The 23,109-nt window shown below is 42.9% G+C and carries 18 protein-coding genes and 1 tRNA gene; 10 read left to right on the forward strand and 9 right to left on the reverse strand.

Features of this window, described 5'->3' with window-relative positions:
• Positions 1–72 precede the first annotated feature (72 nt).
• The 3 genes from hda to QNM18_RS03905 all read right to left on the reverse strand — a co-directional run bounded on the left by hda (position 73) and on the right by QNM18_RS03905 (position 3,097).
• On the reverse strand, positions 73–777 hold the full coding sequence (gene hda / locus QNM18_RS03895; RefSeq protein WP_023400416.1) for a DnaA regulatory inactivator Hda: 705 nt from the start codon (positions 775–777) through the stop codon (positions 73–75).
• Complete coding sequence (locus QNM18_RS03900) at positions 777–1,835, reverse strand: DUF2066 domain-containing protein (protein ID WP_211009093.1); 1,059 nt, start codon at positions 1,833–1,835, stop codon at positions 777–779. The genes hda and QNM18_RS03900 overlap by 1 nt, the downstream gene beginning before the upstream one ends.
• Positions 1,836–1,909: 74 nt before the next feature.
• Positions 1,910–3,097: a sensor domain-containing diguanylate cyclase gene (locus QNM18_RS03905; protein ID WP_284136400.1), complete on the reverse strand. Its 1,188-nt coding sequence runs from the start codon at positions 3,095–3,097 to the stop codon at positions 1,910–1,912.
• Positions 3,098–3,257: 160 nt separating this feature from the next.
• On the opposite strand from QNM18_RS03905, the gene QNM18_RS03910 reads away from it, so the two are divergent.
• The 4 genes from QNM18_RS03910 to gloA all read left to right on the forward strand — a co-directional run bounded on the left by QNM18_RS03910 (position 3,258) and on the right by gloA (position 7,901).
• Entirely contained in the window at positions 3,258–4,757 is a 1,500-nt protein-coding gene (locus QNM18_RS03910) for an ethylbenzene dehydrogenase-related protein (RefSeq protein ID WP_284136401.1), read from the forward strand.
• Complete coding sequence (locus tag QNM18_RS03915) at positions 4,754–5,431, forward strand: Lcl C-terminal domain-containing protein (protein WP_211009090.1); 678 nt, start codon at positions 4,754–4,756, stop codon at positions 5,429–5,431. The genes QNM18_RS03910 and QNM18_RS03915 overlap by 4 nt, the downstream gene beginning before the upstream one ends.
• Before the next feature lie 5 nt (positions 5,432–5,436).
• Complete coding sequence (locus tag QNM18_RS03920) at positions 5,437–7,386, forward strand: pre-peptidase C-terminal domain-containing protein (RefSeq protein ID WP_284136402.1); 1,950 nt, start codon at positions 5,437–5,439, stop codon at positions 7,384–7,386.
• Between the two features lie 74 nt (positions 7,387–7,460).
• The gene (gloA, locus tag QNM18_RS03925; protein WP_211009088.1) at positions 7,461–7,901 is read left to right on the forward strand and encodes a lactoylglutathione lyase; all 441 of its coding nucleotides are present in this window, start codon (positions 7,461–7,463) and stop codon (positions 7,899–7,901) included.
• 31 nt (positions 7,902–7,932) lie between these two features.
• Here the strand turns inward: gloA and QNM18_RS03930 are convergent, their stop codons facing one another.
• The 4 genes from QNM18_RS03930 to QNM18_RS03945 all read right to left on the reverse strand — a co-directional run bounded on the left by QNM18_RS03930 (position 7,933) and on the right by QNM18_RS03945 (position 13,764).
• A complete protein-coding gene (locus QNM18_RS03930) occupies positions 7,933–8,688 on the reverse strand; it encodes a transporter substrate-binding domain-containing protein (protein WP_284136403.1) in 756 nt (251 codons plus the stop codon).
• 79 nt (positions 8,689–8,767) lie between these two features.
• On the reverse strand, positions 8,768–11,557 hold the full coding sequence (locus QNM18_RS03935) for a collagenase (protein ID WP_284136404.1): 2,790 nt from the start codon (positions 11,555–11,557) through the stop codon (positions 8,768–8,770).
• A gap of 261 nt (positions 11,558–11,818) precedes the next feature.
• Positions 11,819–12,133 carry a hypothetical protein gene (locus QNM18_RS03940; protein WP_211009085.1) on the reverse strand — a complete coding sequence of 105 codons (315 nt, stop codon included), beginning with the start codon at positions 12,131–12,133 and terminating at the stop codon, positions 11,819–11,821.
• 155 nt (positions 12,134–12,288) lie between these two features.
• Positions 12,289–13,764 (reverse strand): hypothetical protein, encoded by a 1,476-nt coding sequence (locus QNM18_RS03945; RefSeq protein WP_284136405.1) that lies wholly within the window; start codon positions 13,762–13,764, stop codon positions 12,289–12,291.
• Between the two features lie 317 nt (positions 13,765–14,081).
• On the opposite strand from QNM18_RS03945, the gene QNM18_RS03950 reads away from it, so the two are divergent.
• The 5 genes from QNM18_RS03950 (at position 14,082) to QNM18_RS03970 (ending at position 20,682) form a co-directional block, all read left to right on the forward strand.
• Entirely contained in the window at positions 14,082–14,804 is a 723-nt protein-coding gene (locus QNM18_RS03950) for a metal-dependent hydrolase (RefSeq protein ID WP_284136406.1), read from the forward strand.
• Between the two features lie 148 nt (positions 14,805–14,952).
• Complete coding sequence (locus QNM18_RS03955; RefSeq protein ID WP_284136407.1) at positions 14,953–16,368, forward strand: alanine/glycine:cation symporter family protein; 1,416 nt, start codon at positions 14,953–14,955, stop codon at positions 16,366–16,368.
• A 213-nt stretch (positions 16,369–16,581) separates the two neighbouring features.
• Positions 16,582–17,592 (forward strand): CobW family GTP-binding protein, encoded by a 1,011-nt coding sequence (locus QNM18_RS03960; RefSeq protein ID WP_284136408.1) that lies wholly within the window; start codon positions 16,582–16,584, stop codon positions 17,590–17,592.
• A 136-nt stretch (positions 17,593–17,728) separates the two neighbouring features.
• On the forward strand, positions 17,729–20,188 hold the full coding sequence (locus QNM18_RS03965) for a M1 family metallopeptidase (RefSeq protein WP_284136409.1): 2,460 nt from the start codon (positions 17,729–17,731) through the stop codon (positions 20,186–20,188).
• Complete coding sequence (locus QNM18_RS03970; protein ID WP_284136410.1) at positions 20,185–20,682, forward strand: DUF6702 family protein; 498 nt, start codon at positions 20,185–20,187, stop codon at positions 20,680–20,682. The genes QNM18_RS03965 and QNM18_RS03970 overlap by 4 nt, the downstream gene beginning before the upstream one ends.
• Before the next feature lie 58 nt (positions 20,683–20,740).
• Here QNM18_RS03970 and QNM18_RS03975 read toward each other — a convergent pair whose 3' ends face one another.
• On the reverse strand, positions 20,741–22,126 hold the full coding sequence (locus QNM18_RS03975; protein WP_284136411.1) for a fibrinogen-like YCDxxxxGGGW domain-containing protein: 1,386 nt from the start codon (positions 22,124–22,126) through the stop codon (positions 20,741–20,743).
• 368 nt (positions 22,127–22,494) lie between these two features.
• Here QNM18_RS03975 and QNM18_RS03980 point away from each other — a divergent pair.
• Positions 22,495–22,571, forward strand: a tRNA-Pro gene (locus tag QNM18_RS03980).
• Between the two features lie 74 nt (positions 22,572–22,645).
• On the opposite strand, the gene QNM18_RS03985 is transcribed toward QNM18_RS03980, so the two are convergent.
• Entirely contained in the window at positions 22,646–23,062 is a 417-nt protein-coding gene (locus tag QNM18_RS03985; protein ID WP_284136412.1) for a hypothetical protein, read from the reverse strand.
• Between the last annotated feature and the right edge of the window lie 47 nt (positions 23,063–23,109).

Consider the following 23,109-nt stretch of genomic DNA (forward strand, 5'->3'; position numbering starts at 1 on the left):
CTGGTTGAGGTAATTTGCCTTTTCTGAATCAGTTATGATAACTGAAAGATAGGGCTAGATTCTAGCCCAAATTCACAGCTTTAGGGTGGCTTTTATAAAAGGAATGGTAAGTTTTCGCTGTGCAGCCATAGATGCATGGTCTAACTTGTCTAAAACATCCAACAATGCGCGCATATCTCGACTTAATCTGGTCAGTAAAAATCGGGCACATTCGTCACTTAGTTCAAGCCCTCGCATATTTGCACGCTTAACCAATGCTTCTGCTTTGTCGTCATCACTCATGGAGCGAATCTGAAATGTGGTTCCCCAAGTAAGACGCGACTCCAAATCCGGCAGCGTAATATTGAGCATATTGGGTAGCAAATCAGCGGTCATAACAAGGCACTTGCCAGCCTCGTTAAAACGGTTAAAAAAGTTAAAGAGTGCTTTTTCCATCGCGTCATCACCAGCGACTAAATGAACATCATCTATGCAAACAACATCCAATGCATCTAACCCTTCTAGCACATCCGGGCCAAATTTAATTACTTCACGCAGCGACAACAAAATAGTCGAGAGCCCCAGCTCTTGTGCATGAATACAAGTTGCATACAACAAATGCGATTTGCCAGAGTCAGCCAAACCGCACAAATAAGTAAACTGAAAGTCTTTTTGAATATCACTGAGTGCTTTTTTTAAGTGTGTCACTTCTAATGATTTTTCACCGCCAAAATACGAGGTAAAGGTTTCGTCATCAGGCAAAGTAACAGGCAAAGCTAACTGCATAGGATCTAACATTATTGCTGCCCTACCCAGCTATACCTTAAATTCGAGGAGCTTACCACTTGGTGAAAGGCTCGTGGGTCAACATAAACCTCAAATGATTGCTCCAACTTGAGTGACTTTTGCAAATCTGATACCGACGATAAATGCTCCACTTCAAACTGCACTTGTTGTTTGTTGCGATAAATCACATCGACGCTATTTACTGTACTAATGGTCAATAACTCTCTTTTAGCTCGTTCTATTTTATCAAAGGTTCTTAGCCCATCCACAGTGATCACTGTGCTGTTTGTCGCATAAGATTTAGTTGGGTCAATAATATATTCGCTCGCCAACGCAGCTGACATATCGTTGACCATGGCAATAAGTAGTTGTTGTTTATCTCCAACAAGTTGCACCGATTCAAACATATCAGCGTCGGTATAACGCCAATCTAATTGCCAGCTACTTGAGTTTGGTTGTTTGAAAAGTCGACCAGTGATCACCCGCTCTGCGTTGTAACGCGTCGATGCCGCTTCAACCGGCTCTGAGAAGTTTCCCCATACTTCAGCAATTCCCACTTGAGCGCGATCAGTCAGATCCATCAACGGCACAACCACTGGGATCCCCCACTCCGCAGCAGTATCGTAAATTAAACGCTCTAACTGCGGATAACTTTCCTGCGTGACAAAGTCTCTTCTCAGGTTATCTTCGATGACGAGCCAGATAGCAATTAGTGGGCGTCTATTTCCCCACAAACCAAAGCCGCTTTCTCGAACCAAGTTCTCAACTTTTTCAGCTTCAAATCGTACTCGGATCTTAAGCTCTTGGTTGCTATGCTCAATATATTCATACTTGAGCATATAATCAGAGATCCGCCGCTTACTTTTTTTGATCAAAGGGTGGTTGCTATGTCCTGCCTTACCCGTGAGCTTTTTGATAACTTGATCAAGGGCATCTTGACTCGCTTTCGCCCTAGTGGCACGGGTTTTATCATCCACTACGAGCGTCGCTTCATATAGATCTGTTACCTCTATCGCAATCGCGGATCCGCACATCCAAAATAGACAAATTAAGAAGAGTTTTTGTGCCATTAGCAACCATCTAAACAAAAATAAAGTTTGATCCTAATGCAATCATACACGCTGGTAAAGCTGTGGCGATACATTTACTTGGCAAAATAGATCTGATTTTTTCCTCGGCCTTTTGCTTCGTATAAGGCGAGATCTGCATTATGGATTAATGCCTGAGCATCAAATGATTGATTAATGACAGATGCAATACCAATACTGCACCCACACTGCACCTCAATACCCGAGTCCAATTTAATTGGTGCGGAGAGTGATTGTAACATGCGTTCAGCAAGTAAAGTCAGAGATTGACGCTCTATTTGCTCTGTCAACATCACAACAAACTCATCACCACCTAGTCGGCAAATAAAATCGTAACTCCTTAAAGTTTGAATTAAACGTTCACTTACCGTTTTTAGCACAATATCGCCACTTTGATGACCGTGGTTATCGTTTACTGGCTTAAAATCATCAAGATCTAGATATAAAATATAAACTAACGTGTCATTACGTTGGGAACGTGCTGACAGTCGTTCCAATTCCTTAAATAAGTACTTTCGGTTGGCAAGCCCCGTAAGGCTATCATGCAAGGAGTCATGCTCTAATTGCTGTTGGAGTGATTCTCTGACTTCAATCTCGTGTTCCAATTTGTTTAAACTTTCTTTCAACTCTGAAGTGCGTTCCTGCACTTTCACTTCCAACTCAGATTGATAATTTTGCAGTGCTCGGTTGGCCTCAATTAAGGCTTGTTGATTATTGAAAGCATCAAGCGCTGAGGAGATCACGTGACTTATGGTGTACAGCACATCCACAATCATGCCCGAGTATTCATTTTCTTTGCGATAAGACTGAATAATAAACGCACCAAGGTGTTGATTACGGTTAACTAACGGAAAACAAAGCCACTGCTTTGGTACCGATCCCAATATGCTGACCTCGTTTGATTCAATTAACTGCTCGATGTCTTTTTGTTTAAAATTACATACCTTGTGAGATTTTAGCGCAAACGCGGTCAGTGAATGCGAAATATCGTCTAAGGACAAGTTATCCAGCTCTTCTGCTTGAATGTCATCTTTTACATCGTGAAAATATGGGAAAGATAAATTGCCATTCTCTTGATATAAAACAACATAAAAATTATCTGCGTAGGTTACTTTTTGTAAGATGCAATGAATATCCAATAAGAAGCGTTGAATTGAATCAGATGTATTCAAACACGCTACTATGTCCGTCATGCTATCGATCACATAGCCGCTATCTACTGCCTCTACAGCTATTTTTTCCATTGCGTATCCCTCTGTAACTAGTTGACGCTATTCACTAAGCCTAACTGCTCAAAGTTTAGTCAAAACTTTAACCTTTTGCAGTATTTGAAAAATGACACATTTATGTAAACATTATAATTTACACTAAATTTACAAAAACAATAATTATATGAACACCTTCATGGACCGACAAACATTCATTGTCTTGCATGTGGTTGCCATTCTTGTGGTTATCGGCAACATCATAACAGGCTTTAGAATTGCCATCATCAGTCAAGATTGGTTAACACCTATCTCTGTCTTGTTACCGCAAGGTGCGATGCATATATGGCATCTGGGCTTTGCAGTGGGTATTACACTCCTAATTATATACTACGTTTGCTATTCCATTCGTAGCCCCTTGCGAAGCTATCCTTCAACATATCACAAATTGATCAACTACCTAGGTTATATCGCACTGCTGTCTGCTACGCTATCCGGTTGGTGTATTTGGGCAAATATTTACAGCCAAATTTTTCGGCCTATCCACCAAATTGCAATGTGGCTGATGATCGCCTATTTCGTTTTGCATGCGTGGATGTACATATTGCAAAAAGGCCGTACCGTACTGTCTGTATTACTTCCCAAACGCTTAAATTTGCGCCATTGCAGCGGGGTAATTTGCCTGATCGCTGTTGGATATTTCATTCATACATTGACGTTAAACGCCAGCCACCAATTAAACGTGTTAACCATTGAAGATTCAGTGCTCATCGACATTGATGGAAAAGCCAATGAGCCTCAGTGGCAACAAGCTCCCAGTTTTACAGTCTCCACCATAGGTGGCGCAAATTTTACCGATGGTTCTACGCAGGTGTCTATAAAAGCACTGGCAAACCAATTTGAGAGCTACTTTCTGATATCTTGGCAAGACGAGTCTAAAAGTACCAATCACTTACCCTTACTAAAAACAGCCAATGGCTGGCAAGTACAGGAAAATGGCTTTTATCGATTCGATGAGCGCACCTTTTACGAAGACAAATTTGCAGTGATGCTCTCAAGTGGGTGTGAAATTGCTGGAGATAAAACCTTTCACTCTGGCGATAAGCCAATCAAAAATAAACCTAAAAATTGGCACGGTAAAGGTTACCACGCCAGCTTAGACGGCCATGTCCGTGACTTATGGCACTGGAAGGCGGTCAGAACCAATGACATGTACCTAGCCGACGATAATTTTATAGGTCCACCTAGTGAGCACCTCAAGGGCAAACGTAGATACTCTGCTGGATATCAGGCAGATGGAAAAGAGAGTGGCGCCTATGTAATGAATTGGCAATGGTACAGCGCCAAAGGCATATCGCCAAAACGCTTGCCTATTACGCCGCAATCACATCTAGAAGTACTGCCTTGGTTTGGCTCTAAACCCTATCAGGAAACGCAAGATACTTATCCAATTGGTACTTTTTTACCTTCCGTTTTGTATCGTTCTAATCGATTTGAAGGCGATCGAGCTGACGTTAGAGCCCGGGGGGAATGGTCTAACGGGCGTTGGACACTGGAACTAGTTAGAAAACACAATACCCACTCTCAGTATGACATTCCACTAAAAACAGGCACATGTATGTGGGTATCAGCATTTGATCACGCACAAATTGCGCATACTCGTCACATTAAAGCAATCCAGCTGAGGTATTCACTGTGATCCGAAGATTCATACTGTCCGCCTTAATCATAACCATCTTCATCGGTATTTGCTTATTGCCGCAAGCTCAACCCAAATTGAGCCAACATAAACGTTTTACCAAAGTGACCCATGACGGTGTACTCCTCTCGCCTTGGCAGGGCCCTTGGGCCTGTGTGTTAGATAAACAAAACCATTTATTGTGGGAAGTTAAAACTGACAACGAAAGCATTCATGATGGCTATTGGACCTACTCTTGGTTTGATGGCGTGCATGGGAAGCGTAACTTCGGTGATTGTTATTATGAACCCGATCGCTGTGATACCAGCGATCTGATCCGTCGCACCAATGAACAAACACTCTGCGCTCAAAGCAATTGGCGATTGCCCACAGCCGCAGAGCTTAACAGTTTAATTCAAAGTCCAACGTCACCAGCTCAACCCCATATTGCCAATGATTTTTTTATTCACATCAAACAAGGAGATTATTGGACATCCGAGCATAATCGGCCTTTGCCAACGCAATATCGGCAGAAAGGAGTTGGTGCTACCGCAATTAACTTTCATTTTGGCAAGCGTTATACGCTCCCATATCGAAACGCCGCATTTGTGATGCTGGTCGCTGATCTACCAGCAGCAAATACTTCACTGCAGATAAGTCGTCGCACAACTATTACACAACATAAACAGGAATAAGCACTATGAGAGCGCTTTATTTAGGCCTCACGTCAACGATACTCATGGCAGGTACCAGCTACGCTGGTAGTGATTATCATCGTATTATTTGGGATGGAAACCCAAGTAGCCAAGCGACTATTGGATTTACGCCCGCCGGCGGGTCAAACCATGTCGTCAAATATGGCACAAATACAAACGAGTCCAGCTGGGCCACCAAATCGGTAACCGCTAGCCATACCTTTGACGGCAGTTTAAGTAGCCAATTTGTCAAACTAACTGGGCTGCCTGCTGACTCAGCCATCTATTATCGTGTCTGTGATAGCACGGGGTGCGGCCAGCACTTGTGGTTTAAAACTGCGCCGAATACAACGTCAACTGGCTTTGTTGCTATCGCAGGGGGTGATACCCGTACTGGTTGGACAACACGTCGTGCCGGAAATCAAATGGTTGCTAAAATTCGTCCCCTGTTCATTATGCACGGTGGTGACTATACCAATGCCAACTCGGCTTCAGAGATGAAAGAGTACCTCAAAGATTGGCAACTTACTTTTTCTAGCGATCAAATCGACGGACAAAGTTATAAACGAGTCTACCCATTCATTGCCACCCATGGAAATCATGAAGACGACAATTACAAAACATTGTGCCAAGTATTCGGTGTCGATTATGACAGCGATGGCCAATGTACCAACAAGGACACCTACGGCGCATTTAATGTGACCAATCTATTGCGTGTCTATACGTTAAATAGCCAGTATAAAAACAGCGGCTGGTCAAGCTATGCGACAGCCATGAATAATTGGCTAAAACAAGACTTACAAAGCCAAGGCGGCAATGCTAAATGGCGCGTAGCGCAATACCATAAGCCTATGTATCCGCACTATTCAGGCAAATCGGACAACACCATTTTACATACTTGGTGGGCAAACAGCTTTTTTGACAATGCAATGAACTTAGTGGTTGAATCCGATACCCATATCAACAAAATTACCGAAGCATTAAAACCTTCGGGCAGCAACTTTGTCAAAACCACAACTGGCGGTACAGTTTATGTTGGAGAAGGCAGCTGGGGCGCGCCTGCACGCTCAGCCAATGACCCCAAATCATGGACCATAGATCTTGCAAGCATACAGCAATTTAAAGTTTTGTCCGTGACTCCGTCAAAAATGGAGGTGAGAACAGCTCAATTTGCTTCTTCTACGAATACTTTAACGCGCGAACAGCGTGCAGCAGATCCTCTAGCACTGCCAAATAACGTTAATTGGTGGTATGCAAGTGGGTTAGGTGACGTATTGCCTCTAGTGCAAAGTGCTACTGGATTATCTATCATTGATACACCAGATAAACCCCTTCCTAATGTCCTTGAGAACGACGTACCTGCCACAGGTTTGAGCGGCGCAAAAGGCAGCAAAGTCATTTACACCATGGACGTGCCAGCGAATGCCAATCAATTGTCTTTCACATCCAGTGGTGGAACTGGTGATGTCGACATGTATGTTAAGTTTGGCACAGAGCCAACGACATCTAGTTATGATTGCCGTCCATATAAAGATGGTAATAATGAGTCTTGTACTATCTCAACAGTTCAAACTGGTACTTATTATGTCATGCTTAATGGATATGCCGCGTACAGTGGTGTTTCTTTGGTTGGCTCATATAGCACAGCAACTAACCCGGGTAACAAGCAGGAGTGGACAGGTCTCTCAGCGAACAAATCTAACTGGAACTTCAAAACTTTTGAGGTACCCGCGGGGACCAGCAAGTTAACCGTTAAAATTAGCGGCGGTACGGGGGATGCGGATTTGTATATTCGCTTGAATAATCAACCTACCACATCAAGTTACGAGTGCCGCCCTTATGAAAACGGCAATACAGAAACCTGTACCATTACCAATCCTGGTGCGGGTACATGGCATCTAGGTGTTAGAGCTTATGAGACATATAGTGGCGTGACACTCAGCGCAGAATATTAATCAAAGCATAATTTGCCTCTTGTGAAGTTTGAGATTGCCCATATTATGTTGGGCATAAACACAAGGGGCATATTATGAACTTTTTACATACCATGGTGCGCGTAAAAGATTTAGACGCATCACTTAAGTTTTACTGCGACCTATTAGGGCTCGTAGAAATTAAACGCAAAGAAAGCGAAAAAGGCAGATTCACACTGGTTTTTTTAGCAGCACCTGGTCAACTTGAGCAAGCAAAAGAAACCTTCTCACCTACCATTGAGCTTACATATAACTGGGATACCGAAGACTATACTGGCGGTAGAAACTTCGGTCACCTCGCATTTGCGGTCGATAACATTTATTCCCTTTGTGAAAAGATTCAACGAGCAGGGGTGACTATAAACCGCCCTCCTCGATGTGGCCACATGGCATTTATTCAATCACCTGATGGGATCTCCATCGAGCTTTTACAAAAAGATGAGCCACTTCCCCCTCAAGAACCTTGGCTTTCAATGCCAAACACGGGTTCTTGGTAACGAGACCAAAGCGGGTATTAGGCCCGCTACGTCACTCAGCAATATGGTACGAACTAACCAGTTCTTTCATGTATTTTTTGAATCCAATCGAACCCGTTGTATTGAGTAACTGGGTAAATTTTTGCTTTTGCGATTTTGGCACAAGCAGTGCTCTGTAATATTTTTGATGAGCTTGATGTGACAGTGACAGACTCGTCCACCAGCCGTTTTTCTTAGCAAAGTAAAAAAATGTTGGTCGACTTACAACCGCGAAGTCCAGCTGTTGCTGTAAAATAAGCTCCAGCAGTTGCTTTTCACTTTTTGCATTAACACGTGTGAGCTTTTCTCGTCGTTCTGCTTCGTCTAACTTTGGATAATAATACCCTTCAACGCCGCCATATTTCTTTCCATGTAGGGACGTTTGATCATGGTATTCAAACGGTGTTTTTATACTCGATACAAATTCATCAGTATCGTAAAAAAGCGGATCGCTCCAAATAAACTTTTGTAGCTCAATATCGCCAAACCAAGCAGGATTTACACCTAATACTGCACCGTCCAAGCTGTCTTTATCTAAATCTCTGCGGATCTGCTCTTTTGTCAAAAGTACTAGCTCATATTTTATATTTGGCTGAAATTCATTCAGTAAGTTGACGATATCAAAATACAGGCCTTTTTTTGCAACTAAGCTCTCGATATAAGGCGGCTTATCATGATATGTATACAGGTTAAGCCGTTCAAGTTGCGCCCCCATCACTTTTAATGACGTCAAGACAAGCGCACACAGCAATAGTATCTTCAGCAACATAAACTCTAATAATGACTAAACGGTTCTAAGTTTAAATTTATCTTGTCACCGTTCAGTCATCAAGTTTTAAACAATAAAGTTAGCTGCAACTCCCCTCATTATACTTAACAAGTAGCGTTGCGCCCTGATGGGTACCGGATACTTTGAGATACCCCCAGTACTGACTTTGTCCAGACAAGTTGATGCACTCGCCATTGCCCTCATTTGCCGAACGGGCTTCCACATTTGACTCATTTGGCCAACCTTGATTGCTATATTCCAATGTCAGGTCTCCACTTCCGTGCGCAGTTTCAATACTTATAGAGCCTTGCCCTTGAACATTCTCCAAGCTATACCACAGTGACTCTTGGCTTGCCATACACACCGGTGTACCCGCTGTGACTCTCCCACCGGATAAACCGCCTTGAGTTTTACACACATCTGGCAGTGTTGCGCTAGGCCCAGTGAAATCTGCAATCAATGTTACGTTGTCAAACGCGTTGTAACCACGCAGCATAACGAAGTAGTCGCCACTTAACGGCTGTGCAATATCACAGCGCTCGGCATTGCCACTGACATATGGACGGCAGTCATAGTCATTCAGCGTGGGGAGTTGCCCATGCCTCACATAAAGGTCAGCATCTCCCGTTCCTCCAGACATTGCAACAGAGAAGTCTGTCGCACCCGCGGGTAGGTTAATCTTGAAGTATTTTAACCCATCTTGCTGTCCAGCTACTGAGACTGCCTGTGCCTTTTGTAATACAACTACTTCATCACCGTTTTGAGATACTGACACTGTGGTTGATGCACTGGTTTGCGCCCCCTGCGGATCACTCACCGTTAGTGAAACATTGAAAGTTCCTTCACTGCGATAACTATGTCTTGGATTTGCATCTGTGCTTTGATTACCATCGCCAAACTGCCATAAGTAGGACAGTGCTTGACCTTCCGGATCGGAACTACCTTGGCTACTGAATATCACTTCACTGCCAACGCTGCCTGAATAAGGGCCATTGATTGATACGATTGGCGCTTTATTGTCGCTACCTCCAGCGAGTTCTTGTGTCCACTGCGTAAACTCATGGTCATATCGCTGTGCCCAGTCATCAACAGTAGCCTTGTAGCCTGACCAATTCCCCTGTCGAGTTTGAGAGAGCATGACTTTGAGTTCTTCAAAGTGACGCTCGAACATAAAGCGAACAGCCAAATAACCCCAGCGATAGATCCGATCCTGATCAAATCCAGCATACGTGGTAGCAAAAATTTCATTCAATCGATAAGTACTGCCATCTTTAATGGTATCAATGGCCGCTTGATTATCATTTAAGTTGGCGACATATTCAGCTACCCCTTCACTCCACCATACGATGGCTTCTGTCGGCGCATTGAAATCTCCATACAAATCAAATCGCCCATCAAGATAATGGACATATTCATGCTCTAGGTTCCATACAAAGTGGTCCGCTTTTGCGTAGCTCGCTTCATATGCAACAAAGTTCGCTTGGTTGCCAACTTTACTCGGATCACCTTCGAGATACATACCACCATTATTGGTATCTATTTTAAAAATCGCTTTGGCATACTTGCCGTAATCACCACTGCTATCAAAAATATTAACTTGCAACATGGTATTATTATCATCGGCTACAGGGACTTGATTGGTGGCTAACATGGTATGAAAGCGAGTCTCTTCCAACGCCATTGTTTGGCAAGCCGAAAGATGCTGCTCAGGTGTCATATTTTGTGAGCGGATCCGGATCGTAGAGCTACATTGGTGAGTTTGAGACAGCGCCTTTTCCGTCAGTGCTTGTTCAAAGTTACATATGCCAAACGTTTCACAATCCGCATAATAAGTTGCCACATCGGCAGCAGCCAACCATATACCATCACCATAGCCAAAACTTTCGTAACGGCTAAATAGTCCTTTAAGGGCAGTATCAATAAGCGGTTGTATAGGCGCATTCTTATAGTTTTTTAACCTTGCCAGTTCGCTGGCAGAGTTAACAATCAAATATTCTGCATCTGAACCAATCATCCAACTTTGCTTGGTAAATGCTTCTAATGTTGCAACCAGATCAGTATCTGATTGCACCGATGCCACAAACTCATTGTTCCATTGGCCTCGATAAAGAATGGTAAATACCCCATTCACGGCACTTCGCATATGCCACTTGTCCGCGTAACTCTGGTCCCATTTTTTTAACCAAGATTTTACAACAGGTAGATAAATATCTTGCATTTCTGACGAGTCCATTGTGGTAATGACCTCTTTAAGCACCTCACCGTGTGCATCAGAATTGTTATAAAAGTGCTGATTATTAACAAAACCGTCTATGGCACTGCGCACGATCGCCTTTAACTCAGCGCCGAAACTGACAGAATCATTGTAAAACTCAACATAGTACCCAGCTCGAATGAATAGAAATAGCGCCTCAAGTTCGGCACTCCCGTTGCCATCATAGGCAGCGGCCAATGACTTTGCGTATTGGGCAACTGCGCTCATTTTAGCAGTGGTAAATACCGATGTTTGAAGCGTACTGGAAGCACTAAATAGCTCATTGACGCAACTTGCACCTTGTTGCACTACCACGGTTGCAATGTCACCAGCACCAGCCTGCGCCAGTTGATTAATATCACATTGTAGTATTGCGACATTGCTGGCAGATACCATCATAGGTGCTGTTAAAATAGTTTGTGCGCTGTGCCTATTTTCAGTTTGTGCTGTTGGTGAGTCATCACGATGCTGTGGCTTATGCTCGTCACCATGGTTTAATTGAATCGGCTGTGATGTTGTCAATGGTTTAAATGTACGCTGTGCAACGTCGTGAGCATGTATTTGTAAACTACACGCCAACAACGGCATTGATAAAGCAATTGCTTTTAGTTTCATAATATTACCTTTTAATGTGTGTATCCAAACCCGCTAACCGGGAACACTTTTTTAACATAAACGCAATATTGCATACAATATATTTTATATATTATTATTTCATAAACAGCGTATTAAATTCTTTATTTTGGTATTTAGAAAACTGAATTATTCTTCAAAAGACACGTGTTTTAGCACCGGTGTTACACCGCTAAAACAAATTAAATGAGGACCTTAAAAACACATCTAGCCCTAAGGCATGCAAAGTTAAGTGGGGGAAAATTACTGTGTCATTGAGCTATTTAGATATTGGATATGAACAATACCTTGGTTTCGCATGGTAACAAGTAAGGTTTGCTTTTCCAGCCTCAATGGATAGTCACCATCAGGTAAATTTCTTTTAGTCAGATTATTTAACCCGGTAATTAAGCCATGGGTATCAAATGAAGCTCCCTCAGAGGTATTTGCTTGTCCGCGATTTTTTAAATAGTCGACTCCTTTGTCGACACACCCATCCACCACTGATTTAGCTATTTTTCTACTAGCTTCATTCTTCAAAGCTTTAAAAAATAATGATTTAAATATAGTTACAATCATAATTGCACCCTAGCACTGAAACTTAACTTCATTGTGACATATGAAATTATTACACTCCATTACAGCTTAAATTTAAGCACTTTTTAGAATGAAGATCCGTCACGAATTGGATACAAATCGTTTCTAAATGTGTTTTTGTACATATATGGTACAAACTAGAGCAGTGTGACCTTGATATCTCGCCACCTTTTTTTATCACAAAGCGGATCACCGTCAAGCTTCATATAATGTGCAGCGCCGCCTTCAGTATTAAAGCCCGCTATTTTTGCATGCCATGCTGCACCATGGGTAACAGCCCTAAGTGCCTCAGTAGGCGTGATACATTGCCCAGGGTCGAGTGTCCGCTCGTCACAAGAGTAGTTGTTGGGCATAGCTTCAATATCACGCTCTGTTGCGATCTCCGCTAGCCGGAGAGGGCAAACAGGCTCTCGAGGAAAGTCACTGTGTAAGCACAAATTGCTGCCGTTACGCAAAATACTGCTGCAAGGTACAAATAGCTCGTCATAGTGATAGTCATGTACCCATTTATAGCCACACGTGGCAAGACGACCCACTGTCAGAGCGACGGATGTGGTCTTATTTAAACGAACTAACTGCGGAGTTTTCATCACTTCACAGTGATCCAAACGCGCCAATTCATCTATATAACTTTGGTATGTGTAGTATGCTGAGAAAGCCCGCTGAGGGGGCTCATTCGATACCAAATTTTTAAACAATAGATCGACAAAATGACTTTGTAGTGCCACTTCAAAATGACTTACGCCTTGCTTTCGACCAAGTTCAACTATGGCGCCAAATGTGTTTGGCAAATCACTCAAATGCCATAATAATTCTTTTTCACTGAATGCCCATGGCAACATAGACATGCCTTCAGCGTTGACGTAACCATGCTTGTTTATTGAATCAATAAAGCTCTGAAACGAAGGTGAGTGACCTATCGCGCTTTGCCTAATTTGATTGATCAGATCAGAGTTTACAAAAGCCACTGAAAAGTTGTTGCTAACAATACAAACTGGACGCCCCAAATCGAGCGCGTCGAGTGCTGCTACATTCAGCTCTCCCAAAGGCTTGCCCCAATTAAGCAAGTAAGGGTCTAAGCCAAAGCAAAATAAGCAGTCATGTTTATCTAGACTGCAATTTAAATAATCAAGCGCGTTATGTATATAATCCAAGTTGTAATCTTGCAGTACACGCTTTGCACTGCCACACAAGCCAAATAAACCAAGGTCTGCATAATGTCGACACAAAGCAGACTCCACAAGATAGCAGTGCACATTAACGCAACTTGGCGAGATCGCCTCTCCGGGCGACAATCGGTGTAGTCTCACCATCGCCGAATGGGATTTAGCACTGCCATAAACATCAGCAAACGAGCCAAAGTTCAGCAATTGGCCATTATGGATAGATATTGCTTCAACTGTGTTTAAGACATCTGAAAATTCACGATATATGACACTACCATGGCGAGCGTCATAAATATCAATATAAGGTCCAGTTTCGACATGCCCTGAAGTACTAGCATAAGATTGAAACAAGGACGGTGTGTATTTATCTGCGAGTCGATTAAGCCATGTCTGAATAAATGAGCTTTCCATCGGATGGTTTTGCAACATGGGGTTGAGAAAGTGCATTGTGTGCTCACTCCTAACGTCATTTCTTGACAGGCTCAACATGGAATTTCGGCTTATACGCTTATCTAGCGTGATTAATTGCTTTAGGCTAGCCAACTGTATGAATAAAGAACATTACACCTTATTACAGTCTCAGTTGTTCGAAACACACCTCAATGTAATATCTTTGACGATAAACTCAGCGTACTTTCGTAATTACTCCTTCAAACTACTTCAAGTCACCCTTAGACGTGTGCGCAAGGTCAATTTTGCTGTACACTAGATGAAAACAAAAAGTGTCCTTTATTCGTTAACTTAATCAATTGCTTGGAAGTAAAATGGCAAATTTTTCTACACATCTTAAAGCATCGACTGTCGTGAGTGCGACCTTGAGTTCAGTATTGCTTAGTATGGCGGAGATCAATGGCTTTGGGGCACTTGGGCTGTTTATCGTTGGGGCACTTGCAGGCCTATTACCAGATCTTGATTCGGACAAATCCAGATCTTTAAATAGTCTGTTTAGCGTATTTGCAATTTTGGTTGCCGGTACTCTTATACTCAATTACGAATTTAATTCGGTAACAGAAACTTGGTTAGTTGGATTGCTGGTCTACGTCACCTTTATGTATCTCATAAAACCGATTTTTGAACACTTCACTGTCCACCGAGCAACCCTGCATTCAATATCTGCCGTTCTGATGTTTAGTCTGCTTACATTTCACGGCTCTATTTTGTTCGGTGCCTCATTACATACCGCATTGTTGACCAGCTTTTTTGTATTCACAGGTGCGCTTACCCATCTGATCTTAGATGAATGCTATAGCGTGGACATTGACAACAAAGAGCTCAAGGCTTCTTTTGGTACAGCAATGAAATTACTCGATTTAAGATACCCTATTACCTCCTTGTCACAGGTTGCCGTGTCAGCTGGCTGCATTTACTTTGCCATGCCTTACTTGGCAGACATTACATCGCTAGTACTGGGCTGGTCAGATAAATTACAAGCACTGAGCTTTTTCCCTGATTTGGAAAATCTATCTTGGCCTAAGCTGCTTTCTTAGTGGCTGCATTACCATCATAGGCCTTATAAATAAGGCTTATGCAAACAATATTGTACATTTGAATTCAGCGCAGTAATTTCGTATACATGCCAAGTTGTGGTAAGTTACGCCCTCAAAATTATTCGTTACCTTAAATAAAGGATATCCGATGGCTGAGTTTTTTAACCAAATCAGCGGCCTGTTGTGGGGACATATTCTTATATACCTACTCATCGCAGCCGGTGTTTTCTTTACAATACGACTTGGGTTTATTCAATTTGCCCAGTTTCCGCACATGATCAAAGTCATGGCCAATAGCCGAAATAACGCAGGTGAAGGGATCTCCTCTTTCCAAGCTTTTTGTACATCACTCGCAGCACGTGTCGGTACAGGCAATATGGCGGGCGTTGCCGTTGCACTCTATTTAGGCGGTGCTGGCGCAATTTTTTGGATGTGGCTAATTGCACTTATTGGTATGGCAACCAGCTTTGCTGAAAGTGCGCTTGCTCAGCTTTACAAAGTCAAAGATGAAGAGGGTAACTACCGTGGTGGCCCTGCTTATTATATGCAATACGGCCTTAACAAGCGTTGGATGGGGATCTTATTCTCACTCTGTCTTATCCTAGCTTTTGGTTTAGTATTTAACGCAGTACAATCAAATTCCATTGCAGCAGCTTTTGAAGTGGCATTCGATGTACCTAAGTATGTAATGGGTATTTTGCTGGTTATTGGCTCTGCAATCATCATTTTTGGTGGCCTTAAAACCATCGCTCGTTTTGCTGAGCTTGTGGTGCCATTTATGGCATTGGCTTACTTGATGGTGGCACTTTATGTTTGCTTCAGCAACTTTGAACTACTCCCGGACGTATTTATGCAGGTCATCAATAGCGCCTTTGGACTAGAACAAGCCGCAGGTGGTGCAGTTGGCTACGCGGTTATGCAGGCGATGATCCAAGGTATTAAACGCGGTTTATTCTCTAACGAAGCGGGTATGGGTAGTGCCGCGAATGCTGCAGCCAGTGCTACACCAAACCCAAACCATCCTGCATCACAAGGTTATGTACAAATGCTTGGTGTATTCGTAGATACCATTGTTATTTGTAGTGCGACAGCGGCACTGGTTTTACTTTCAAACCAGCTTGTACCTGACTCAGGCGTAACTGGTATCGCGCTTACGCAGGCCGCACTGGTTGAACATGTAGGTGAATGGGGTGCTATCTTCATCGCGGTGGCTATTTTCTTCTTCGCATTTACGTCTATCGTGGCTAATTACAGTTATGCTGAAACCAACTTGATGTTCTTACAAGAAAACAAAATGGCGATGATGGTTTTCCGTATTTGTGTTTTAGGCATGGTAATGTTTGGTGCCGTAGGCGAACTTGGCCTTATTTGGACACTTGCAGATATCTCTATGGGCCTGATGGCCATTGTTAACGTCGCTGCGCTGTTTATGCTATCTGGCATTGTTATTTGGCTTGCCAAAGACTATAGAGCACAGCTAAAAGAAGGCAAAACACCTAAATTTGACCCTAGTAGTCGACCAGAGATAGCTAAAACCCTACCAAAAGGAATTTGGCGCAAATAATATTTGCTCTACAAAAGCGGCGGTCAATCTGCCGCTTTTTTGATTTCCACACAACCCTGCCGCCAATTCAAGCGCAGCGCCTCAGTTGCCATGTATGAACACCGACCACCAACTCCATTACTATTCGGTGAATAACAACAATTGTTATACTATAACATTTCAAATATACTAGAGCGCACTCGTCACTCTAATGAGCATAATTTGGAGCAAGCAATGCAAAGTAACAAAGAGCCGATCACTGCGATCCCGACCAACATCATCACTGGCTTTTTGGGTGTAGGCAAAACATCTGCCATTACACATCTTCTCAGTCACAAACCCGAAAACGAGAGGTGGGCTATTCTTGTTAACGAGTTTGGTGAAATTGGTATTGATGGCAACTTACTTAGCAAACCAAAAGACCAACAAGTGTATATCCGAGAGGTCCCCGGCGGTTGTATGTGCTGTGCATCAGGCTTACCGATGCAAATTGCTCTTAATCAATTACTCAAAGAAGCCAATCCACACAGATTGCTTATTGAGCCTACGGGACTTGGGCATCCTTTAGAAGTATTGCAGTTGCTGTCTAATCAATACTACCAGCAACTACTTAGCCTCGAAAAAGTCATCACACTAGTCGATGCTCGTAACCTAGAAGACAAACGATTCACAGAGCACCCCACTTTTAATCAGCAGATCTCTATAGCTGATGTGGTTGTTGGTAACAAATTAGATTTGTACAACACACATCATAAAACAACACTTGAGAGCTATTTAACAGACAAAAACTTTAATGACAAAACGGTGCAGTTCTGTTCACATGGTCAGTTAAACCCTCAGTGGTTAAGCGGTAAAACGCAAAGTACTACCAAGCCGCCCTGTCACCACCATCATCACCATCAAACAGATACATCTCGTGATATTAACGCAGAGCCCTTCCCTGAAGAAGGTTTTCTTAGCGCCCAAAATGAGGGAGAAGGCTTCGCAAGCGTTGGATGGCGATTTGCACCGGATCAAATTTTTGACCGCGCAAAGTTACGAACATTTATCACAGGAGTAGATGCGCTGCGGCTAAAGGCCGTGTTTATCACTGCACAAGGCATTTTTGGTTACAACAAAACTGCTGATGGCACCACGGAAATCGAGTTGGATGAATGTAGCGAAAGTCGCATTGAAATTATCGGTAATCGTATTTGTCCTGATACAGAGTCCACTCTGCTTGATTGCTTGGCGTCCCATCGCTAATTGCTTAACAACAGCATCGTAATAAATTATTTTTTACCCAATTTACAAGGCATGTTAAGGAGGGGCAACACAACATAAATCACCAACACAGCTGTAAAACAGCTTTTTAGTAAGCGGATCAAAGAAAGAAAACAAAATGAAAACAAACACATCATTACTGATTGCCACCTTTGCAACACTGATTTTTTCCAGTGTTGTAAATGCATCAGCAATTAATCAAACGAAAGGGGACTTCGAAGACAAGTTCCGTCAATTAGATGAAGTATTGCCTACCCCAAATGTGTATCGCAACGCAGCGGGAGAGCCTGGACAGCAGTACTGGCAACAAAAGGTCGACTATAAAATCAAGGTGTCACTGGACGAGCAAAAACGTCGTTTAACAGGCCATGAGAAAATCACCTACCATAATAATTCGCCCTATCGATTAAAATACCTGTGGGTACAGCTCGATCAAAACATCTTTAAAGATGATTCAATAGCGAATATGGCCAATAACTTCGGTGGTGTTGGTCGACGTGGACCTTACACTAAGCCGGGAAATGAAAAGAAACCAGCAAAAATCAGCCTTGGCGAATTAAGACGCCAACAATTTATGGCTGACAATGAATTAGGTTATGAAATTAGCGCGGTTACTGATCACCGAGGCAAAAAGTTGAGCTTTACACTCGTTGGTACACAAATGCGTATCGACTTGCCTAAACCGCTCAAGTCAGGAGACTCGGTAAGATTTGCCATTGATTTTGCATTTAATATCGTCGAAGAAGATGCTGTATCAGCACGCTCTGGCTATGAACACTTTGCCGATGATCCGCGCCCTGGAGGCAACGACATTTTCCTCTTAGCACAGTGGTTTCCTAGACTACATGCCTATACCGACTATGAGGCATGGACAAATAAAGAGTTTTTGGGCCGTGGTGAGTTCACCTTGGAGTTTGGCGACTACGAAGTTGAGATTGATGTACCTGCCGACCATATCGTTAGTGCAACAGGTGTTTTAACCAATGCCAAACAGGTACTAACAAAAACTCAGCGCAAGCGCCTCAAAGAAGCTGAAACAGCTAAACGTCCAGTGTTTATTGTCACTGAAGAAGAAGCTCTTGAAAACGAAAAAGAAGGGTCTAACAAGCGCAAGACGTGGAAGTTCAAAGCCGAAAACGTGCGTGACTTTGCATGGGCGTCATCACGTAAGTTTATGTGGGATGCACGCGGCTACCAGCAAGGTGGTGAAGAGATGCCAATGGTTATGGCCATGTCTTTTTATCCAAAAGAAGGTGGCGACCTTTGGAAAAAGTATTCAACGGAATCTGTGATCCATACCATGGAAGTGTACTCACGCTTTTCTTTTGACTACCCCTACCCAACAGCACAATCTGTAAATGGCCCGGTTGGTGGTATGGAATACCCAATGATCACCTTCAATGGCCCACGTACAGAGCTGCAAGATGATGGCACTCGTACTTATTCTCAAGCAGAAAAACGCTTCCTTATTGGTGTTGTGATCCACGAAATCGGTCACATTTACTTCCCAATGATAGTTAACTCCGACGAGCGCCAGTGGACGTGGATGGACGAAGGTCTCAATAGCTTCTTAGATGGTGTCGCAGGACGTGAATGGGATCCAAACATTCCATGGGGTGTAGAGCCTAGAGATATTGTTGGATATATGAAGTCTGAGAACCAAGTTCCTATTATGACTCAGTCTGACAGCGTATTAAATTTAGGTCCTAATGCCTACACTAAACCTGCCGCGGCTTTGAATATTTTACGTGAAGTCATACTTGGTCGCGAGCTATTTGATTTTGCTTTCAAAGAATTCTCTGAGCGCTGGCGATTCAAGCGCCCTACCCCATCTGACTTTTTCCGCACAATGGAAGAAGCCTCAGGCGTGGATCTAGATTGGTTCTGGCGCGGATGGTTCTACTCAACTGATCATGTTGATATTTCTATCGACAAGGTATATCAGATGCGCTTGGATACCCACGACCCTGATATCGACTTTTCGCGTCAGCGACAGTTTGAGAACGATAAACCATCTTCATTGTTCGTTGAGCGCAACAAAGCCGAGGGTAAAAAACTATGGGTTGAAATGAACCCTGATATCAGAGACTTTTATGACGACAATGACCGCTTTACCGTAACCAATAAAGAGCGCAATGAATACAAAGAATTTCTTGACTCTTTAAAACCTTGGGAGCGCAAAACACTCTCTCGTGCTTTAGAAGAAGACAAAAACTACTACGTACTTGAGTTTTCAAATATCGGTGGCTTGGTAATGCCAATCCTGCTTGAACTCACTTATGAAGACGGCAGTAAAGAGAGCCAATATATCCCGGCAGAGATTTGGCGCAGAACCCCTAAACATGTTCGAAAACTGATTGTCACAGACAAAAATAAGGTGCTGACACAAGTTGTTGTTGACCCAGGCTGGGAAACTGCCGATGTTGATGTAGAAAACAACCATTACCCGCGTCGCATTATTCCTTCTCGTGTTGAGGCCTACAAAAAGGAAAAGAGCGCAGCCAAAGTGAAGCGCGATATTATGCAAGATATCAAAACTGAACTAAAAAGTGGTGAAAAAGCAGAGGATACACAATGATTAAGTATCTTCAACTGATCATCACAGCCGCCGCTATGCTAATAAGCACTGGTGCCTTTGCACACCAACAAAAGGCCGCGGAAACAACCGTTTTATTCAACAAAAACTCTGGGCAATTGGAGATCATGCATCGCTTTTATCTGCATGATACCGAGCATGCCGTGCAATCTTTGTTTGATAAAAAGGCTGATATCCTCAATGCCAAAAAAACACAGCAGCAGTTTGCTGACTATGTCGCTAAACACTTTCAATTGAAAACACTGGGCGACAAAGACATCAGCTTAACGAATGTAGGTTTTGAAGTAGAGGGTAAGTTTTTTTGGGTCTACCAAGAAACCAAGACTCCAAGCGCAATCACCGGCATAAAAATGTACAACGGCTCGTTACGCGACTTGTGGCCTGCACAGGTCAATATGGTAAACGTTGAGGGAAAAGGCAAAGTCCGTACTTTGTATTTTAGCCACGACGATGAGTGGCTAGTAGCACGTTTTTAAGTTACTGTTGACACGACAAAAATAGGGAGCCCCCCACTGGGTTGCTCCCTTTTTTATATTATCTAACAAATATATATGTTGTTTGCTCTACGGCAATACCAGCGACATTACCTGCTTTATATACGCCACCAGCATATGCATAAATATTGTGGTAGTTAAGCATCGAATAATCTGAACCGGATCCGCTACATCCTGAGGTTTCATGCCAGAAGAGTCTAAACTGATGCTCGCCCGTCATACCGTGGTTTCGACCCAATGTATCTTGCAACGGAATGCAACTCGCATTATTGAGCACAGCAATATCTGCGATAGCAAACACACCCACATCACGCATTGTGATCATCATTTCTTGGCTGTTGTTTTTATAATGAACCCACTGTGGATCAGTTAGGTGATAGTTGTCATCAAACGATGTAATATTTTGGGTCGCCGTGAAAAGTACTTCAAAGTTATGAATGTGGTTGTAAGCTTTACCCGGCACATAGCGGATCCCCATTAAAGTCCAGCCACCACCTTCCATTTCCATGTCACAGAAAGTAGTAAACTCAGGTAAGCCGCCAGCCCCGTCCGGATCTAGCGTGTAGTAGCCAGACTGCGAAGCTGGGTCTTTATCTAAAATAGCCTTACAACTCGTGTTGCCAAGAGCAGGTTGAACGTTCTTATTTGCACGGATTGTGGCGGTATCTCCCCCTATTGACGTGATATCTTGCGCGAATAAATGGCCATTAATATCAAGTACGTTAATCACTTCATGTACATGCTCAAGCTCTGCATCACGAGACTGCTCCTCTTGTAAAAACAGCTCGTGGCTTTCAAATTGTACTGGTAGTTCATCCACTTTAATCTGGTTAAGTTTATACACTTCGCCTGTATCTAAATTACCAGACTTACTTGGCGCATAAATCGCTAAATATGAAACAGTTTGATTATTGCGCGTATTAGCGCTAGTTTGCAGCTCTTGAAACTGAACCTTGGCATTGAAACCAATTTGATTGACACTGCTTGCTCGAGCGACATAAGCAAACCCACCGTTGTCAGACTGAGGACTTAAAAATAAGTAAGGGACTTGGTCGAACTGCTGTGCAAAATTAAAAGTTTGACTCGCCGAACTCAAATTGACCGTACCCACTTCCCAGATTGAACCATCTTGCATCGTGTGCGTACCAACACCCAAAGTGAGTGTCGATATAGTTTCATCTGCGTGAGCGCCATCTAGGTACTCCCACTCCTTAAAACTTATAGTAAATGTCCCGTCCTGATTATTTTGCAGTGCTACCGCACCAGGTTGTTGATCAAGGTTGCTAGCCACCCCCGCAATCACAACTTCATTAGCTGCAGCATTAACCAGAGTACCATTGCTACTTGCTGTGTTCTCAACCAGAACAGTAGCACTGGCCGAACATACTGCGAGTACAGGTGCCATTAGCAGAGCTTGTTTTAACATATCTTTTCCTTTTATCTTTGGGTATTTAAGTGGTTTCTTTTTCTTGATCGCATTCTAACAAAGCTAACGATCGTGACATATCGAAATCGGAATAAACCATTAAATTACTGTTGAAATTAGGATTATTGTATTAGAAAACACTTAGGGCTTGCTTGAAACGCAAACGACCAATTAAATAAAGAAGAGTACAAGCCCATGTTTCGCTCTGGATGATCACAACCAGCGAGCAACCCGAAAACCCATTGATAATAAATCAACCTAAAATAGACTTTGAATTGCACGATCTTCGTATTATGATGATTTAATGTCCAAACAAACCAATTAGTTATTGCCTTTTCAAATAAAATCATTATAGTGACAAACCAAGTCGGCATATAGCGCAGCTTGGTAGCGCACTGTCATGGGGTGTCAGGGGTCGCAGGTTCAAATCCTGCTATGCCGACCAGCTTTCCTCCCCCTATTCAATTACTTATCTCTTTTTTATTCCTTGACTTTTTACGCGTCAACCTTTCGTCAACCTTATACAGTAGTTTTAAAAGTCCGTCTAAACTCCATCATATCGACAACATGACCTAATCCATTCATTTGTGATTTTTCGTACTTATCATCAATGACAGGAAGCTCTCTATCGCCGAGAACCAGATATACACCACCATCTACTAAAACACCCAAATACTCCCCGCTCAATTCTTGCCAAGTACCATCAGCTAATATGTCATTACCAGCTTTAATTGCTTTTATATTATGTACGGTAACGCGTTCAAACTGCCTATGCCTAAATATTGAGGTAAACCCTTTAAATGGTGCGCTTAATGTCTGCCCTGCGCCTCTGGTACATTGCACGCTGTCTCGGCACAAACACCGCGTCGATTGAGCAAGCCCACCGCTCGTCAGGTAAACATTACCAAAGTTGAATTGATATCTAACAATAGGCATTTGATACCTCTCTATACGTGATACTAGCCGCTATGATAATGAGCCAA

The sequence above is a fragment of the Pseudoalteromonas obscura genome (assembly GCF_030135505.1).
In the GTDB taxonomy this organism is placed as follows: Bacteria; Pseudomonadota; Gammaproteobacteria; order Enterobacterales; family Alteromonadaceae; genus Pseudoalteromonas; species Pseudoalteromonas obscura.